The organism is Vibrio sp. HI00D65 (genome assembly GCF_001635455.1).
GTDB lineage: Bacteria > Pseudomonadota > Gammaproteobacteria > Enterobacterales > Vibrionaceae > Vibrio.
Window position 1 is genome coordinate 1 of sequence record NZ_LWEH01000540.1, and the last position, 207, is coordinate 207.

General features: G+C 43.5%; 1 protein-coding gene. It reads left to right on the forward strand.

Annotated features, from left to right (window positions below):
• On the forward strand, positions 1-207 hold a 207-nt coding region (locus tag A3712_RS28500; RefSeq protein WP_231891879.1), incomplete at both ends, for a hypothetical protein.

Here is a 207-nt window from a genome sequence, read left to right on the forward strand (position 1 = left end):
GGGGACTACATATACTCAGACAGAAGAGAGAGACACACGCTAGATTCTGATCTTGCTAGAGCGTTGCATGACAAACTTTGCGCTCGCGTACGTGCAGGGGAGAAGAATAGACGCTTAAAAGCAGATGAGCTGTTAAGTCTTATTTACAACGACAGCCGAGACGTAAAAAAGGAAGAAAGCGAAGATAAAGATACAGTTAAAAAGAGG